At 72.7% G+C, this 15719-nt stretch carries 13 protein-coding genes; all 13 read right to left on the bottom strand.

Features of this window, described 5'->3' with window-relative positions:
• Positions 1-462 (bottom strand): RidA family protein, encoded by a 462-nt coding sequence (locus WBG79_RS09265; protein ID WP_337356823.1) that lies wholly within the window; start codon positions 460-462, stop codon positions 1-3.
• Complete coding sequence (locus tag WBG79_RS09260) at positions 459-1466, bottom strand: ABC transporter ATP-binding protein (protein ID WP_337356822.1); 1008 nt, start codon at positions 1464-1466, stop codon at positions 459-461. Before WBG79_RS09260 ends, WBG79_RS09265 begins: the two co-directional genes overlap by 4 nt.
• Positions 1463-2533 carry an ABC transporter ATP-binding protein gene (locus tag WBG79_RS09255; RefSeq protein ID WP_337356821.1) on the bottom strand — a complete coding sequence of 357 codons (1071 nt, stop codon included), beginning with the start codon at positions 2531-2533 and terminating at the stop codon, positions 1463-1465. Before WBG79_RS09255 ends, WBG79_RS09260 begins: the two co-directional genes overlap by 4 nt.
• Positions 2521-3747, bottom strand: coding sequence for an amidohydrolase/deacetylase family metallohydrolase (locus WBG79_RS09250; protein WP_337356820.1), 1227 nt, complete (start codon positions 3745-3747; stop codon positions 2521-2523). Before WBG79_RS09250 ends, WBG79_RS09255 begins: the two co-directional genes overlap by 13 nt.
• 23 nt (positions 3748-3770) lie before the next feature.
• The gene (locus WBG79_RS09245) at positions 3771-4634 is read right to left on the bottom strand and encodes an ABC transporter permease (protein ID WP_337356819.1); all 864 of its coding nucleotides are present in this window, start codon (positions 4632-4634) and stop codon (positions 3771-3773) included.
• Positions 4634-5575, bottom strand: coding sequence for an ABC transporter permease (locus WBG79_RS09240; protein WP_337356818.1), 942 nt, complete (start codon positions 5573-5575; stop codon positions 4634-4636). The genes WBG79_RS09245 and WBG79_RS09240 overlap by 1 nt, the downstream gene beginning before the upstream one ends.
• Before the next feature lie 96 nt (positions 5576-5671).
• Positions 5672-7195, bottom strand: coding sequence for an ABC transporter substrate-binding protein (locus tag WBG79_RS09235; RefSeq protein ID WP_443147448.1), 1524 nt, complete (start codon positions 7193-7195; stop codon positions 5672-5674).
• A gap of 113 nt (positions 7196-7308) precedes the next feature.
• A complete protein-coding gene (locus WBG79_RS09230; protein WP_337356816.1) occupies positions 7309-9489 on the bottom strand; it encodes a heavy metal translocating P-type ATPase in 2181 nt (726 codons plus the stop codon).
• A gap of 88 nt (positions 9490-9577) precedes the next feature.
• Positions 9578-11056, bottom strand: coding sequence for a xylulokinase (xylB, locus tag WBG79_RS09225; protein WP_337356815.1), 1479 nt, complete (start codon positions 11054-11056; stop codon positions 9578-9580).
• 38 nt (positions 11057-11094) lie between these two features.
• Positions 11095-12180, bottom strand: a complete 1086-nt coding sequence (locus WBG79_RS09220) for an ABC transporter ATP-binding protein (RefSeq protein WP_337356814.1) — start codon at positions 12178-12180, stop codon at positions 11095-11097.
• Positions 12181-12182: 2 nt separating this feature from the next.
• On the bottom strand, positions 12183-13781 hold the full coding sequence (locus WBG79_RS09215) for an FGGY-family carbohydrate kinase (protein WP_337356813.1): 1599 nt from the start codon (positions 13779-13781) through the stop codon (positions 12183-12185).
• Between the two features lie 34 nt (positions 13782-13815).
• On the bottom strand, positions 13816-14793 hold the full coding sequence (locus WBG79_RS09210; protein ID WP_337356812.1) for a sugar-binding transcriptional regulator: 978 nt from the start codon (positions 14791-14793) through the stop codon (positions 13816-13818).
• Between the two features lie 8 nt (positions 14794-14801).
• Entirely contained in the window at positions 14802-15701 is a 900-nt protein-coding gene (locus WBG79_RS09205) for a sugar phosphate isomerase/epimerase family protein (protein ID WP_337356811.1), read from the bottom strand.
• Between the last annotated feature and the right edge of the window lie 18 nt (positions 15702-15719).

Below are 15719 nucleotides of genomic sequence, written 5' to 3'. Positions count from 1 at the left end.
TCAGGCTTCGACCGCCAGGATGGCTTCGATCTCGACGCTGATGCCGCCCGGCAGCGACCCCATGCCGACGGCCGAGCGGGCATGGGCGCCGCGCTCGCCGAAGACCTCCAGAAAGAGGTCCGAGCAGCCGTTGACGACGGCCGGGTGGTCGGCGAAGTCGGGCTCCGCGTTGACCATGCCGAGGAGCTTCACCACGCGCTTCACCCGGGACAGTTCGCCGAGCGCGCCCTTGGCGACCGCGAGGAGGCCGAGGCCGGTCAGCCTCGCGTGGCCGTAGGCGGTCTCGACGGAGACGTCCCGGCCGACCTTGCCGGTCTGCAGCCTGCCCGAAGCATCGCGCGGCCCCTGGCCGGAGAGATACAGGAACCCGCCCTCGATGACATGAGTGACATAGCTGGCGACCGGCTTCGGCGGCTCGGGGAGGACCAGGCCCAGGCGGGCCAGCCGTGCTTCGGGAGTCATGGCGCGGGGGATTCCTCTGTTGCGGGGACGAGAGCGGTCTCGGACCGGCGGATGCAGGCGACCGCGCGACCGCCGCCGATCTCCTCGAGCGGCGGCACGACCTCGGCGCAGGCCTCGACGGCGATCGGGCAGCGGGTCCGGAAGACGCAGCCGGAGGGCGGCGCGATCGGGCTCGGAATATCGCCGGCGAGCGGCACGCGGGCGCGGCGCGCGGTCGGATCGGGCACGGGCGCGGCGGCGACGAGGGCGCGCGTGTAGGGGTGCCGCGGGTCGTTGTGGACCGCATGGCTGGGCCCGCGCTCCATCACCCGGCCGAGATACATGACGACGACCTCGTCGCAGAGATACTCGACGACGCCGAGGTCGTGGCTGATGAAGAGCATCGTCAGTCCGAGGGCGGCGCGCAGGTCCTGCAGGAGGTTCAGGATCTGCGCCTGGACGGAGACGTCGAGGGCGGAGACGGGCTCGTCGGCGACGATGAAGTCCGGCTCGACCGCGAGCGCCCGGGCGATGCCGATCCGCTGGCGCTGGCCACCGGAGAACTCGTGCGGATAGCGTCCGGCATGCTCCGGCCGGAGCCCCACCATGGCGAGGAGTTCGGCGACCCGCTCGCGCCGGCGGGCCCGGCCGCGCCCGCCGCCCGGATAGCCGCGGGCGTCGAGCGCCTCGCCGAGGATGGCGGCCACGTCGAGGCGCGGGTTCAGGCTCGAATAGGGATCCTGGAACATGATCTGCAGGCGGCGGCGCCAGGGCCGCAGGTCGCGCTCGGACAGCGCGAACAGGTCGGTACCGTCGAAGACGGCCTTGCCGGCTGTCGGCTCGGTCAGCCGCAGGATGGTGCGCCCGACGGTCGTCTTGCCGGATCCGGACTCGCCGACGAGGCCGACGATGCGGCCGCGGGCGATCTCCAGGTCGACATGCTCGACCGCATGGACCACCCGGGTGCCGGCGGCGGGAAAGTGCTTCACCAACCCCCGGACCGACAGGAGGGAGCCGGCGGTCATGACGGCACCGCCTCGCGGACCGGCACCGCCGCGAACTCAGACGCCCTTATGCAGCGCACCCGGTGGTCGGGGCCGTGCGGTGCGAGCGCGGGGACGGCGCGGGTGCAGTCCTCGATCGCCAGACGGCACCGCGGCGCGAAGGTGCAGCCGGGAGGCAGGTCCAGGATGGACGGGACGGTGCCGGGGATCGCCTGCAGCCGGCGGCGGCTGCCGTCCGCGCCGATGTCGCGCCGCGGGTCGGGCGTGGAGGCCAGCAGCGCGCGGGTGTAGGGATGCGCCGGCCGCGCGAAGACGGTGTCGACGGGGGCCTGCTCGACGACCCGTCCGGCATACATCACCGCCACCTCGCGGGCGATCTCGGCGACGACGCCGAGATTGTGGGTGATGAACAGGATGCTCATGCCGAGCTCGCGTTGCAGGCGGCGCATCAGGTCGAGGATCTGGGCCTGGATGGTGACGTCGAGCGCCGTCGTCGGCTCGTCGGCGATGAGGAGGCCCGGCGAGCAGGCGAGCGCCATGGCGATCATCACGCGCTGGCGCATGCCGCCCGACATCTGGTGCGGATGGTCGTCGAGCCGGGTCGCGGCGGCGGGGATCTCGACCCGCTCCAGAAGCTCGACCACCCGGGCGCGGACCGCGGCGCGACCGATCGGCTCGTGAAGCAGGATCATCTCGGCGATCTGCTCGCCGACCGTCATCAGCGGATTGAGGCTCGTCATCGGCTCCTGGAAGATCATCGCGATCTCCCGGCCACGGATGCGCCGGTAGCCCCGGTTGGAGACGCGCGCCAGGTCGCGCACCTCGCCCGTGCGGTCGCGGTGGAGGATGCGGCCGGCCGCGATGCGCCCCGGCGGGGCCAGCAGCCCCATCACCGCGAGGCTCGTGACCGACTTGCCCGAGCCGGACTCGCCCACGACCGCCAGGGTCTCGCCGCGCCTCAGGGTGAGCGTCACCCCGTCCACCGCCCGCGCCACGCCGCGCCGGCCGGGGAAATGGACCGCGAGGTCCTCCACGGACAGGATGGCGTCGGGCGCGAGGGCGGCCGGGGCGGAGGTCATGCGACCCATCCGCAATGGGGACAGGGCGCCGGGCCGCCCTGGCCGGCCGGCGGGGTATGGCGGTGCGCCTCGGTTGCGTGACGGCCGAGGACCGCGAAGCGCGGCTCGAACATGCGGTGGAGCGTCGCCCGGCGGCCCTGGGAATCCTTCACGACCGTCTCGCCGTCGACGAGATCGAAGACCGTGAGGTCCGCCGTGCGCCCCACCTCCAGGAAGCCGGACGACGGCAGGGCGACGGCGCTGCGAGGCCGCGTCGTGGACGCGTCGACGACGGCCTCGAAGGGCATGCCGGCGGCGAGCAGCTTCGACATCGTCGTGGCGAGGTCCCAGACCGCGCCGTCGAGGGACCGGTTGTGCAGGTCGGTGGAGATGGTGTGCGGCAGGAGCCCGCGCGCGATCGCCGCCTCGCCGACCTCGAAGGAATAGGAGGCGCCGCCATGGCCGACGTCGAGCAGGACGCCGCGCTCGGCCGCCGTCTCGACCAGCCGGTAGAGATCCTCGTCCTCGACGAGCGAGCCGCCCGCCTTGCCGTTGAAGCAATGGGTGACGATGTCGCCTGGGCCGAGCAGCGCGACGATGTCGTCGTAGAGCGGCGGCGGCTCGCCGACATGGACCATGAGCGGCAGCTTCGTGATGCGCGACAGCTTCTTGGCGAGCCGCACGGGCGTCAGCCCCCAGGCCCCGAGGATCACGGCGCTCGCCCTCACCTTGAGGCCGACGACGACGTCCCGGTTGGCCTCCACGCAGGCGAGCGTCCGGTCGATGTCGATCGAGCGCATGTCGATCAGCTCGCTCACCCGGTTGCAGGCGACGAGGCCGATCGAGCCGACGTTCAGGAAGGCGACGATCTTCTCCCGCGCCGGCTCGACGATGAACTCGCGGAAGCCGTGGAAATTGGCCTCGCCGGCCGAGCCCGCATCGACCAGCGTGGTGACGCCGCGGCCGAGGCCGGCCTGTTCGGGACGGATCGAGATGTCGGTGCCGCCGTACCAGAGATGGGTGTGCAGGTCCGCCCAGCCTGGCGAGACCCAGCCCGCGCCGGCGACCCGGAGGGCCCCCTCGGGCGCGGAGGCGGCGAGGCCCCGCCCGACCCCGGCGATGCGGCCCTCCGTGTCGATCACGATGTCGATCGCCTCGGCGCCGGCCGGCAGGCCGGGCTCGAAGCCGACGGGACGGACGCCTTCGATGGCGACGGGACGGGCCTTGAACAGAGTGTCGAGCATGCCTGGCGACCTTCTTCTCTCCGTCAGGTCGAGCGCGCGAGGCGCGGGTCGAGCAGGTCGCGCAGGCCGTCGCCGAGGAGTTGCAGCGAGAGGACCGAGGCGACGATGGCGATGCCGGGAAAGACCATGATCCACCAGGCCTTGTCGATGAACTGGCGGCCCATGGCGATCATCGTCCCCCAGGTCGGGATGTCCGGCGAGACGCCGACGCCGAGGAAGGACAGGCCGGCTTCGGCCAGGATGGCGGCGGCGAAGATGAAGGTGCCCTGGACCATGACCGGCGAGGCGAGGTTGCGCAGGATGTGGCGGGTCAGGATCACGCGGGTCGGGGTGCCGAGCGCCCGGGCGGCCTCCACGTAGGCGAGTTCGCGGATGACCAGCGTCGAGGCGCGCACCACCCGGGCGGCCCGCGGGGCGTAGACGATGCCGAGCGCCAGCACGACGTTGGCGGCCGAGGGGCCGAGCGCGGCGACGAGCGCGATGGCGAGCAGGATGTCCGGGAAGGCCATCATGGCGTCGATGAGGCGCGAGACCGGGGCGTCGAGCCTTCGGAAGTAGCCGGCGACGAGGCCGAGCGTCACCCCGATGGCGAGGGAGACCACGACCACCGCCGCCCCGACCATGAGCGAGACGCGGCCGGCATGCAGGGTGCGCGAGAGGACGTCGCGGCCGAACTCGTCGGTGCCGAACAGGAAGACGTCGGACGGCGGCTTCAGGCGGTTGGCGATCGAGAGCTTGAGCGGCGAGAAGGGCGCGACCCAGGGCGCGGCGATGGCGAGGCCGGCGATCACCACGAGCACGACGAGGCCGGCGAGCGCGGTCGGGCGCCGGATCAGCCCGGCGAGGACGTGCGGCTCGGCGATCGGGGCGGCGGCGACGGCGGCCATCAGTAGCGCACCCGGGGGTCGACGGCGAGGTAGAGCATGTCGATGACGAAGTTGATCAGGACGTAGAGGCCGGCGACGACCAGCAGGGCGCCCTGGATGACGGGGTAGTCGCGGCGCAGCACGGCGGAGACGACGAGGCTGCCCACCCCGGGAAGGCCGAAGACGGTCTCGGTCACGATGGCGCCGGAGACAAGCAGCGCGGCGGTCAGGCCGACGACGGTCAGGATCGGAATGAGCGCGTTCTTGAAGGCGTGCTGCATGACGACCCGCCACTCACTCATGCCCTTGGCGCGCGCGGTGCGGACGAAGTCGTCCCCGAGCACGTCCAGCATCGCGGCGCGGGTGAAGCGGGCGATCAGGGCGGAGGAGACGATCCCGAGCGCGACGGCGGGCAGGACGAGGTGGTTCAGCCGCTCGCCGAGGCTCGCGCCCGGCCCGCCGTAGCCGGACGGGTCGAACCAGCCGAGCCGGACGGCGAAGACCTGCATGAGGACGAGGCCGAGCCAGAAGCTCGGGATCGAGGCGGCCAGCATGGCGAGCGTCGAGGCGGCCTGGTCGAAGACGGTGCCGCGGCGGACCGCCGAGTAGATGCCGACCGGGAGAGCGATGCCGCACGCAATGGCGATCGACATGAGGGTGAGGAAGAAGGTCGGCTCCGCCCTCTCGCCGAGCGCCTGGAGGACGGGGCGGTTGAGGAAGATCGACTGGCCGAGGTCGCCCTGCAGAAGGGCGGCCACATAGGCGACGTACTGCACCGGCAGGGACCGGTCCAGCCCGAGGCGCGTCCGCAGCTCCGCGATGTCCCTGGCCGTCGCTTCCGGGCCGAGCATGACCGCCGCCGGGTCGCCGGGCGTGACGCGGACGATGACGAAGACGATCGTCACCACCAGGGCCATCACGACCAGCATGCCGACGAGGCGGTCGAAGACGAGACGGAGCATCGCTGAGCCTTCAGGGACGGCAGGCGGACCGCCGCGGTGCGGCGGCCCGGGGGGTCGCGGCGGCCCGAGAAGTCGCGGCGGCGACGCCGGACCGGGTCACTTCTCGATCCAGGCGTTCCAGAAATAGGGCCAGGGCGCCGCGGCCACGCCCTCGAGGTTCGGCAGCTTGGCCGACAGGGCGTTGAAGTTGCCGACCTTGTAGGCCGGGACCTCGGCGTAGATCACCTTCTGAACCTCCGCCCACAGGGCGACGCGCTTCTTCGGGTCGGTCTCGGTGTTGAAGGCCTGGACGGCGGCGGTCTTGGCCGGCGAGGTCCACCAGCCCGGCGAGGCGTCCGACATGATGCCGATCAGCGCGGGCTCGGGCAGGAACGGCGAGTGGGTGATGTAGATGTCCCAGAGCGCCGGGTCGGCGCGGCGCTGGACGAGGGTCGCCCATTCGACGACGTCGAGCTGGACCTGGAATCCGGCGGCCTTCAGGTACTCCTGGGCGACGAGCGCCATCTTGTAGTGGAACTCGTACTGCCGGCTCGTCAGGATGCGGAGCGGCTTGCCGTCGTAACCGGCCTTCTTGAGGAGCGCGGCGGCGGCCTCGGTGGCGCCCTGCGGCTTGTAGGGCTCGGTGCCGGCCGGCGTGCTCCAGACGAAGCCCTGGGGGTAGAAGGCGCCGTCGACGGCGAAGAAGTCCTTCGAGCCGAAGGCGGCGGTCAGCATGTCCTCGGGGGCGAGCGCGGCCTGGATCGCCTTGCGGACGTCCAGGCTGGTGTTGACGCCCTGCTTGGTGTTCATCACGAAGACCGGCCAGCCGAAGGGCTTCTGGATCATCGGCTTGGCCTTGCCGGCGGCGATCTTGTCGAAGGACTCGACCGGCAGGCTGTCCACGTAGGCGAACTGGCCCGCCACCGCGCCCTCCGCGCGGGTGTTGGCATCCGGCACGGGCACGAAGCGGATCTCGTCGAGATACTGTTTGCGCGCGCCGCCGTAGCCGTCCGGTTCGCCGGCGCGCGAGGCGTAGCCGTCGAAGCGGACGAGCTGGATGTACTGGTCCGGCTTGCGGTCCTTCAGCATGTAGGGGCCGGTGCCGACCATCTTGGTCAGGGTGTCCTCGTTGTTGGCGGCGGGCACCACGATGGCGGCGGCGTTGTTGAAGGCCAGGAAGGCCGTCAGGGGCGCGTAGGGCTCCTTCAGCACGATCTTGACGGCGTCGTCGCCCTCGGCCGCGATGGAGGCGATGTTCTGCGCCACCTGCTTGCCGCGCGAGGCCACCTTGCCCCAGCGGTTTAGGGAGGCGACCACGTCCTTGGACGTCATCGTGCCGCCGTCGTGGAACTTCACGCCCTTGCGCAGGCGGATGACGTAGGTCTTGCCGTCCGCGGACACCTCGGGAAGCGCCTCGGCCAGGAGCGGCGTGACGGCCCAGTTCTTGTCGAAGGTGTAGAGCGTCTCGAAGATGTGCTGGGAGATGATCCCGACGAGATCGGCCGTCGAGGTGACCGGGTCGAGCGTCGGCGGTTCGCCGATGGTCGCCACGTCGATCACGCCGCCTTTCGCCGGTGCGGCCCAGCTGGCGGCGGGCGTCAGAACGGCGGCGGAACAGAGGAGACCAAGCGCAAGTCGCAGCATCCGAGCTCTCCGTCTTTAACTTCCATTATTGTGGAAGATATTTCATTATTACGAAATGGTGGCACCGCGCCGAATCCTTGTCAATCGTGCGCTGCCCCGCCGCCTCTCCTTCACGCGGCCGGCCGCCAGGCCAGGAGCCGCATGGCGTTGGCGGTCACCAGGACGGTGGCGCCGGTGTCGGCCAGGATGGCGGGCCAGAGCCCCGTCAGGCCCAGGATGGTGGTCACCAGGAACACCGCCTTGAGCCCGAGCGCGATGGCGATGTTCTGCCGGATGTTGGCCATCACGGCCCGGGACAGCGCCACCATGCGGGCGACGTCCATGACCCGTCCGTGGAGGACGGCGGCGTCGGCCGTCTCCAGGGCCACGTCGGTGCCGCCGCCCATGGCGATGCCCACGTGGGCGGCGGCCAGCGCGGGGGCGTCGTTGATGCCGTCACCGACCTTGCCGACACGATGGCCTTGGGCCTGGAGCTCCCTGACGATGCGCTGCTTGTCCTGCGGCAGGAGTTCGGCCCGGGGCTCGATGCCGAGGCTGCCGGCTACGGCCTCGGCCGTCCGGCGGTTGTCGCCGGTGAGCATGATCGGGGTGATGCCCGCGGCCTTGAGCGCGTCGAGGCCGCGCCTCGCGTCCTCGCGCGGTTCGTCCCGCAGGGCCAGGAGGCCGACCGCCTGCCCGTCGCGCACCAGCACGGCGACGGACTTGCCCTCCCCGGCGAGGGTGTCGAGGATCCCGGCCTCGGGCTCCGACAGGGCGTCCATGGCCGCGGCCGCGGCGGCCGAGCCGAGGAACAGGGCATGGCCGCCGACCCGGCCCTCCACGCCCCTGCCGGGCACAGCGGCGACCGCGATCGCGGGCGGCACGGGCACCCGGTCGGCCTTGGCCCGCGCCGTCACGGCCTGGGCGAGCGGGTGGCTCGATCCGAACTCCAGCGCGGCGGCGAGCGACAGGACGGACCGCTCGTCGAAGCCCCGCAGGCCGACGACGTCGGTCACCTGGGGCTTGCCGCTGGTGAGGGTCCCGGTCTTGTCCAGGGCCACGGTGGTGATCCGCCCGACGCCCTCCAGCACGGCGCCGCCCTTCATCAGGAGCCCGCGGCGCGCGCCTGCCGACAACCCCGCCGCGATCGCGGCGGGCGTGGAGATGACGAGTGCGCAAGGGCATCCGATCAGCAGCAGCGCGAGCCCCTTGTAGATCCAGTCCGTCCAGGGGGCGCCGGCGAGGAGCGGGGGAACCACGGCCACCAGCGCGGCGGCGGCCACGACGGCCGGCGTATAGGCACGCGAGAAGCGGTCGATGAAGCGCTCGGTCGGAGCCTTGCTCTCCTGCGCCTCCTCGACGAGGCGGACCACGCGGGCGATCGTGTTGTCCCCGGCCGCCGCCGTGACCCTGACCCTCAGCAGGCCGTCGCCGTTGACGGTGCCGGCGTAGACGGTGTCCCCCTCGGACTTTCGCTTCGGCACGCTCTCGCCGGTGACGGGGGCCTCGTCGACCGCACTCTCGCCCTTGACGATGTCGCCGTCGGCCGGGATGCGATCGCCCGGGCGGACCAGGATGATCGAGCCGACCAGGAGGGACGCGGCGGGGACCTCCTCGATCAGGCCGCCGCGCTCCAGCCGCGCGAGGCTCGGGACCAGCGCGGACAGCCCGCGGATGCTCGCCCTCGCCCGCGCGGCCGCGACGCCCTCGAGGAGTTCGCCGACCAGGAACAGGAACACCACCATGGCGGCCTCCTCGACCGCCCCGATCACCACCGCGCCGCCGGCGGCGATCGTCATGAGCATCTCGATGGAGAAGGGCGTCCCCTGCCCGGCCGCCAGCACGGCGCGCCGCGCGATGGGGAGAAGGCCCACCGCCAGGGCCGCCAGGAACAGGACGGAGCCCAGGGCCGGGACAAGGTGGCCGAGGCCGTAGGCCGCCACCAGGGCGCAGCCGCTGCCGAGGGTCAGGCGGACTTTCGGGGTCCGCCACCAGGGCCGGTCGTCCGCCGCGGATCCGTGGTCGTGGTCGTGGTCGCGATGGCCGGCCTCGCCCCGGGGATGCGGGGTCTCGACCGGGCGCGGGGCGTCGACCAGCGGCGCGGTCGGGTAGCCGAGCCCGCCGATGACCCTGGCCAGGGCGCGGACATCGAGGTCCGGGCCGTGGGTGACCGTCATGGATTCGGCGGTCACGGACACGGAGACATCGGACACGCCCGGCTGCCTACGGACCGCCGTCTCGACCTTGGTGGCGCAGGAGGCGCAGTCCATGCCCTCCACCTTGAATCGTGTCCGCATCGCGCTTCCCGTCATGCCGTCCGTCCTCGCCGCCCGGTCGCCAGAAGCCTAACGCCTCCGGCGCCGGGAGGATCAAGGAATAAGCGCGGGTGAGCGATGCGTGTCAGGACCCGGCGGGCGCCGCCGGCCGGTAGAGGGCGTGCATCCGCGCGGCACGTCCGGCCAGGAGGCTCTCCACGGACCGGTCGGGCGCGAAGCTGCGCCGGACGGCCGGCTTGGTGCAGACCGCGTCCTCCCGGCCGCCGGCGGCGAGCATGCCGAGGCGGGCCGCCCCGAAGGCGGCGCCCAGTTCGGCGCCCTGGGGCAGATCGAGCGTCAGGCCCGTGGCGTCGGCGAGGAGTTGCGCCCAGAAGGGGCTGCGCGAGCCGCCGCCGACGAGCATGCAGGAGGCCGGCGCCGCGCCGGCCTCGACCAGCACGGCGAGGCAGTCGGCGAGTGCGAAGGAGACGCCCTCGACCACCGCATAGGCCATCGCGTCGGCGCCGTGCTCGGCGGTCAGGCCGGCGAAGCCGGCGGTCGCGTGGGGGTCGTTGTGGGGGGTGCGCTCGCCGGTCAGGTAGGGCAGGAAGACCGGTGCGTGCGCGCGTCGCACCGGATCCGACGCGAAGGCCTCGGCGCGCGCCAGGAGCCCGCCGATGTCGCCGGCCGCGCCCACGATGGCGGCGATCCAGGAGAGCGCCGAGGCGGCCGACAGGGCGACGACCATGCCGTGCCAGCGGCCCGGCAGCGCATGGCAGAAGCCGTGCAAGGTGCGCTCGGGCAGCGCCACCGGGCGGTCGGTCGCCACGAAGATGACACCCGACGTCCCGAGCGAGAGGAAGCCGTCGCCGCCGCGCGTCGCCCCGATGCCGACCGCCGAGGCGGCGTTGTCGCCACCCCCGCCGGCGATCGGGATGCGGCGGCCGGAGAGGCCCCAGGCGGCCGCGACCGCCTCGCACAGGACGCCGGAGACCTCGGAGCCCTCGACCAGGCGCGGCATCCGGCTCTCGGACAGGTCGCAGGCCTCGAGCAGGACGGGGTCCCAGCGCCGGCCGGGGATGTCGAGCCAGAGGGTGCCGGCGCTGTCGGACATCTCCGACACGAAGTCGCCGGAGAGGCGGAAGCGGACGTAGTCCTTCGGCAGCAGCACCATCGCGGTCGCAGCGAAGATTTCCGGCTCGTGGCGGGCGACCCACAGGAGCTTCGGCGCCGTGAAGCCCGGCATGGCGATGTTGGAGGCGCGGCGGGTGAAGTCGGGGACCCGGGCGGTCAACTCGGCGCACTCGGCGCCGGAGCGGCCGTCGTTCCAGAGGATGCAGGGCCGCAGCGGCCGGCCGGCGCGGTCGAGGAGCGTCGCGCCGTGCTGCTGGCCGGAAAGGCCGATGGAGGCTAGCCCCGACCAGGCCTCCGGGGCGGCGGCGCGGACCGCGGCGACGGCCGCCTCCGTGGCGGTCCACCAGGCGTCCGGGTCCTGCTCGGACCAGAGCGGCCGCGGCCGGTCGACGGCGAGCGGCGCGGAGCCCTCGGCGACGAGGCGCTGGTCCCCGTCGAGCAGGACGGCCTTCACCGACGAGGTGCCGATGTCGATTCCGAGATGGCTCATGGGTCTCCCCCGAACGGTGCGGCGCCGGGCCGGCCCCTTCAGAGCGCGAGGCCGGCGGCGTCGAACATGTGGATGTGGCCGGAGGCGAGGCCGGCCCGGACCGGGTCGCCGCGCGCGATCACCGGGCGGCCGTTGACCAGGATGGCGATCGCGGGGGCGTCCGGCCCGACCGCGTAGACCTGGGTCTGGCCGCCGAGGTTCTCGGTGAAGTCGGCGCGGAGATCGAGGATCGGACGGGCGGCGCCGATCTCCAGGTTGTCCGGCCGGAGGCCGACCGTGACGGCGTCGCCCGCCGCGACGGGGCGCTTCGGTGCCCGGTCGATCGTCAGCCGGCCGCCCGCGAAGGCGGGGTGGGCGACCGTGACCGAGGAAGGCCCGGCCGCCTCGACGCGGGTCTCGAGGAAGTTCATTTTCGGGGAGCCGATGAACCCGGCGACGAACCGGTTGGCGGGGTGGTCGTAGAGCTCGGAGGGCGTGCCGACTTGCTCGATGAGCCCGCCGCGCAGGACGACGATCCGGTCCGCCAGCGTCATCGCCTCGACCTGGTCGTGGGTGACGTAGATCATCGTGACGCCGAGGTCGCGGTGGAGCTTGGCGATCTCGACCCGCATCTGGGTGCGGAGCTCGGCGTCGAGGTTCGAAAGCGGCTCGTCGAAGAGGAAGAGCTTCGGGTGCCGGACGATGGCGCGGCCGATGGCGACGCGCTGGCGCTGGCCGCCGGAGAGCTGGCGCGGCTTGCGGTCGAGCAGGGACTCGATCTGCAGGATGCGCGCGGCCTCGTCGACGCGGGCGCGGATCTGGTCCTTCGGCATGCGCGCCATCTTGAGGCCGAAGGCGATGTTCTCGAACACGCTCATATGCGGGTAGAGCGCGTAGGACTGGAAGACCATCGAGACCTCGCGGTCGGCCGGCGCGACGCCGGTCACGACCCGCCCGTCGATGGAGACGTCGCCGGCGGTGATCTCCTCCAGGCCGGCGATCATCCGCAAGAGGGTGGACTTGCCGCAGCCGGACGGTCCGACGAAGACGACGAACTCGCCCTTCTCGGCGGTCAGGCTGACGCCCTGCACCACCGTCGCGGCGCCGTAGCGCTTCACCACCTTGTCGAGTTCCAGGAAGGCCATGCTCACACTCCGGGGGGCGCGGCCGGGCCGCGCGGGACGCGGCGGGCCTCGGCCTCGATGTCGTTGCGGATCGCGAAGAGCTTCAGGTAGGTCGCATAGGCGGCCTCGTGGGCGGCGGCCCAGCCGGGGTCGGCCCGATGCACCGTCTGGCGCGGCGCCATGGCGTCCAGGGCGGCGAAGAGGTCGGGATGCAGGCCGGCGGCGACCGCGGCCACCATGGCGGTGCCGAGGAGCACCGGCTCGGGCGCCTCGGAGATCACCAGGTCGGCGCCGAGGGCGTCGCGGTAGAGGCGGACCAGGAGCGGGTTGCGGGTGTGGCCGCCGGAGAGGCTGACGCGGTCGATCGCGTAGGCGTGGCGGTTCAGGTGGTCGCGGATGTGGCGGGCCTGCAGCGCGAGCGCGCGGGCGGTGGCGTAATACTGCTCCAGGAAGGAGCGGCGCGTCACCTCCAGGCCGATGCCGGTCAGGAGCGCCCGGACCCCGCCGTCGCCGAGAGGAGCCCGGTTGCCGAGCCAGTCGGGCACCACATGGCGGCGGGCGCCGAAGGCGGGTCCCTCGGCATCCAGAAGCGCGAGGATGTCGCGGACCGTCTCCGCGTGGCGCTCGGGGCTCGCCTTGCCGGGGCTCGCCGGATGCTGGTCGAGCACGGCGTCGAGGGCCGCGCCGGAGATGCTCTGGCCGGCCTCGTGCATCCAGTAGCCCGGGAAGACGGCGTCCTTGAACGGGCCCCAGACGCCCGGGATGCGCCGCTCGTCGGGCGCCCAGCTCATGGTGCAGGTGGAGGTGCCGCCGATCAGGGCGAGGGTGCGGTTCATGGCCTCGCCGAAGCCGCGGCCGAGCACGCCGAGGGATCCGGCTTCCGCGTCGATGAGCCCGACCGCGACCGGCACGCCGGCGGGCAGGCCCAGCCGGGCCGCGGCCTCGGCGGACAGCCGGCCATGCACCTCGCCGACCCGGCCGGGCGGCTCGCGGAGCGCGCCCCGGTCGAGGAGGTCGGCGATCCCGAGTTCGGCGAGGAGGCCGACCCGCCAGGGTTCGGGATCGTCCGGCAGGTAGGGGAACTTGCAGGCGAGCGCGCAGGCGGAGGCGCGGTCGACGCCGGTGAGGCGGACGGCGATGTCGTCGGAGAGGTCGCGCACGGCGGTGACGCGCGCCCAGGCCTCGGGCGTGTGCCGCTTCACCCAGAGGATCTTCGGCAGGTACATCTCCGGCGAGACGGTGCCGCCCACATAGGCCACGTATCGGTCGCCGGTCGCCGCGATCTCCTCGGCCTCGCGCTCGCCGCGATGGTCCATCCAGCAGATGACGTCGGCATCGCCCTCGAGCGGGCGGGGGCCCCGGGCCTCGAAGACGGTCGAGGAGGTGGCATCGACCGCGATGCCGGCGATCGTGGCGGCCGCGCCGGGGACGTCGGCGACGGCCGCGCGGACGGCCGAGACGACCGCGTCCCAGACCTCGTCCATGCGGTAGACCGCGTGGTTCTCGGCGGGCCGCATCAGCTCGAAGGACGCCGCCCGCGCAGCCAGCAGGGTGCCGGCCGCGTCGAACACGCCGGCGCGGGCCGACAGCGTGCCGACATCGATCGCGAGAAGATGGATCATCGGCCGCTCCCGGGACCGGTGGCGAGGTTGCCCGTCATGCCAAGAGCGCCTCCGCCGCGGCCTCGTCGGTCACGAGCCGGCGCACGTAGCGTGCGTTGAGGATGCCGCGGATGACGGGCACCTTGGTCATGCCTCCGGAGGCCAGGATCGAGACCGGGTAGGCCTTCAGGTCCTGCGGGTTCAGGGCCATCACGCGGTCGTTCAGGGGATGGGAGATCGGGCGCCCGTATTCGTCGAGGAACGTGCCGAGAAGGTCGCCGACCGCGCCCGCCGCCTTCAGGTCGTCGAGCACCTCGCTGACGATGTGGGTCGTGGCGAGCAGGGACCGGGTGGTGAAGTCGCCGCAGGAGACCAGGGCGACCGACCCCTCGCGCGCCCGGCGCATGACCTCCGCGAGGCCGTAGTGGGTGAGCAGGGTCGAGCGGCTCTCGACGGAGGGCACGTAGATCGGCGCGGCGACGTAGTAGCACTCCGCGTCCAGGGCGCGGGCGAACTCGGTCGACACCTCGAAGGTGTTGGTGCCCGAGCCCCGCGTCAGGCCGCCCATCAGGGAGGTCACCCAGGACCTCGCCCGCCGACGCGGGGTGACGCGGCGCACCGCGGCGCGCAGCGTGCGGCCCCAGCCGACGCCGAGGCCGACGCCGTCGACGAGGAGCGGATCGAGCATGACGCCGGCCGCCTCGCCGATCACCTGCTGGAGAATGTCGGGTTCGGGAAGGGTCGGCACCACGGACGCATCGTCGAGGGCGAAGCGCGCCTTCAGCCGCTCTTCCAGGGCCACGCAGTTGGCGAGCGGCAGCTTGATCTCGATGTTGACGAGGCCGTCGGAGCGGGCCTGGCCGACGATCTTGTTGACGCGCAGGCGGGTCAGGCCGAGCTGGTCGGCGATCTGCTGCTGGGTCATGGCGCCGACATAGTAGTACCAGCAGGCGCGCGCCTGGATCTGCGCCTCGGCCAGGTCGGCGGCCGAGAGGCCGGGCAGGATGGTCGGCCGGTGGGTCGCGTCTTCCAAGGAGGACCTCAGGCGAAAGCGGGCTTCAGGATCGCCGCCGAGCGCCGGACCGCGTCGAGGATCGACGCGTCGTCGCGTTCGAAGGGATAGAAAACCTCCAGGAAGACGGGCACGTCATCAAGCCCGTTCGCACGCTGAAGCGCCGCGGCGGCAGCCGGATCGACGGCGCCGGGCTCGGTGAAGTCCCAGTGGCGGTCGAGCTGGAAGTCGGTCTGCTGGATGTGGATCGCGCCGATGCGGGCGCCGAGCGCGCGATACCACTCCGCCATGCCGGCCCGATAGCGACCGTAGAGCGGCTCGAAGGTGCCGTGCCCCCAGTCGACGCAGAACTTCCAGGGGACGGCGGCGCCGGCCGTGTCCTCGGCCATGCGCAGCGCCTGGGCGACCGTCCAGGGCCATTCGCGGCGCATCGGCGTCGGCTCGACGTAGAGCTCGGTCAGGCCCTCGGCGCGCGCAGCCTCGGCGAGGCGGTGCATGCGGGCGATCAGGTCGGCGTAGTCGGCCGGGTCGAGGCTCTCCGCCTCGCGTCCGTCGCGGCGGGACGCGACGGCGCCGAGCGGCCCGCCGACCCGGGTGATGCCGGCCGCGGCGGCGACCCGGTAGGCGCGCTTCAGCCAGGCTTCGGCGACGTCGCGCACCTCGGGGTCCGGATGGAGCATCTGGTTGAAGGTGTAGTGGGCGAGGCCGATGAAGGCGCTGTGGACGGTCACGCCCGCCCGCGCCGTCTCGCGGCGGATGTCGCCCGCCAGGCGGTCGAGGAGGCCGTCCGGCCAGGCCGGGTCGACGAGGTCGAAGGAGAGCTGGACGAGGTCGAGGCCGAGGTCCTCGGCGACGAGCGGGGCCCAGAGCGCCGGCGTGACCCAGCGCTTGACGCAGAAGGACAGATTGATGCCGAACGGTATCCCCACGGACCCCTCCCCGCTCGT

This window comes from Prosthecomicrobium sp. N25, from assembly GCF_037203705.1.
Taxonomy (GTDB): Bacteria; Pseudomonadota; Alphaproteobacteria; order Rhizobiales; family Ancalomicrobiaceae; genus Prosthecodimorpha.
Note: the sequence above shows the minus strand (reverse complement) of the source record. Positions and strands in the feature narration are given on the sequence as shown.

Excerpts from the sequence above, each read along its gene's own strand:
- WBG79_RS09255 (WP_337356821.1), bottom strand. The coding sequence starts at position 2,533 with ATGGGTCGCATGACCTCCGCCCCGGCCGCCCTCGCGCCCGACGCCATC.
- WBG79_RS09250 (WP_337356820.1), bottom strand. The coding sequence starts at position 3,747 with ATGCTCGACACTCTGTTCAAGGCCCGTCCCGTCGCCATCGAAGGCGTC.
- WBG79_RS09230 (WP_337356816.1), bottom strand. The coding sequence starts at position 9,489 with ATGACGGGAAGCGCGATGCGGACACGATTCAAGGTGGAGGGCATGGAC.
- WBG79_RS09260 (WP_337356822.1), bottom strand. The coding sequence starts at position 1,466 with ATGACCGCCGGCTCCCTCCTGTCGGTCCGGGGGTTGGTGAAGCACTTT.
- xylB (WP_337356815.1), bottom strand. The coding sequence starts at position 11,056 with ATGAGCCATCTCGGAATCGACATCGGCACCTCGTCGGTGAAGGCCGTC.
- WBG79_RS09240 (WP_337356818.1), bottom strand. The coding sequence starts at position 5,575 with ATGCTCCGTCTCGTCTTCGACCGCCTCGTCGGCATGCTGGTCGTGATG.
- WBG79_RS09265 (WP_337356823.1), bottom strand. The coding sequence starts at position 462 with ATGACTCCCGAAGCACGGCTGGCCCGCCTGGGCCTGGTCCTCCCCGAG.
- WBG79_RS09245 (WP_337356819.1), bottom strand. The coding sequence starts at position 4,634 with ATGGCCGCCGTCGCCGCCGCCCCGATCGCCGAGCCGCACGTCCTCGCC.
- WBG79_RS09220 (WP_337356814.1), bottom strand. The coding sequence starts at position 12,180 with ATGGCCTTCCTGGAACTCGACAAGGTGGTGAAGCGCTACGGCGCCGCG.
- WBG79_RS09215 (WP_337356813.1), bottom strand. The coding sequence starts at position 13,781 with ATGATCCATCTTCTCGCGATCGATGTCGGCACGCTGTCGGCCCGCGCC.